At 39.2% G+C, this 1,019-nt stretch carries 2 protein-coding genes; one reads left to right on the forward strand and one right to left on the reverse strand.

Going from position 1 to position 1,019, the window contains the following annotated elements; genetic code table 11:
• Positions 1 to 58 precede the first annotated feature (58 nt).
• Positions 59 to 649: a transposase gene (locus QUA83_RS30490; RefSeq protein ID WP_333297954.1), complete on the reverse strand. Its 591-nt coding sequence runs from the start codon at positions 647 to 649 to the stop codon at positions 59 to 61.
• 84 nt (positions 650 to 733) lie between these two features.
• Between QUA83_RS30490 and QUA83_RS30715 the strand changes: the two genes are divergently transcribed.
• On the forward strand, positions 734 to 985 hold the full coding sequence (locus QUA83_RS30715) for a helix-turn-helix domain-containing protein (protein ID WP_445301836.1): 252 nt from the start codon (positions 734 to 736) through the stop codon (positions 983 to 985).
• Positions 986 to 1,019: the final 34 nt, after the last annotated feature.

Below are 1,019 nucleotides of genomic sequence, written 5' to 3' on the forward strand. Positions count from 1 at the left end.
GTGAGGCTATTTCTGCCCATTCTTGTGCCTTGGCTATGCCTGAGCTCATTCCCATTTTTCAGACCTGAATCCTTACAGCAAAAGAATTAATACCTACATCAATTCCCACAGAACTTTCTCTTTGTTGAACTGGCAAACGTTCAGCATCAACGCAGAAAGAGACCAACCAGTGACTCCCTTCTTTTGAAACCGTAAAAGTTTGGGTAACAAAACTACATTCCAGGGGTTCGTGCAGTCGAAACGTTCCGAGTGTGGGAATTTTGATGGTGTTGCCAGCACAAAGCCACACTTTTCCGTTAGACGAATCCACTGTAAATGATTGCCCGTCTCGGCGACTGGCAAATTTTGGATGACCTGCTTTTCCCGAACGATATCTACTAAACGCATCTTTCAAGTCAATCAAAGCGTTTTGGTAAACTCGACTGGACAACTGGTTCATCCAAGCAAATTCAGGCTGTTTCTTGACGTAGTTAGTGAGAACTTTTTTAACTTCGTTGAGTACCTTTGAGTCTGTAAGTTTCCCCTCACTGTACATTTGAGTCCGCAAGCTTAACCCCATGTTAAATACCACGCGCCGAAATCCTGCGTGTTTTGCCATCAAAGTCGCTTCCCTATTATTCAATTTCAGCGCTCGTTTGACGGTAAACATGGTTAAGTTGTCAAACAAAATTAATTACACAAACAACTAATATGATATAATAAAAATATCAAGTTGTCTTCAAAGATGTTTTATATGTTTTTACTTCGAGATATTAATCCACTTTCCTTGAAATTGCTAAACCGAATTTATCGTGAAAGCAGACATCATCAAGTGCGCCAAAGAGCACATTTTTTAATTTTAGCTTCACAAAATATCACAAATAAGAATTTAATGAAAATCTTTAAAGTTAGTTATAAGACCATGTATAACTGGTTGAATCGATGGGAACATGAGGGAATGCTCATTGGTGACAAGTTAAGGAAAAAGGGAAATTGTCAAGGGTAGTATTTCCATGAGTCTGGGATCGTGGGAAACTTAT

It is taken from the genome of Microcoleus sp. K1-B1, from assembly GCF_036704705.1.
GTDB lineage: Bacteria > Cyanobacteriota > Cyanobacteriia > Cyanobacteriales > Microcoleaceae > Microcoleus.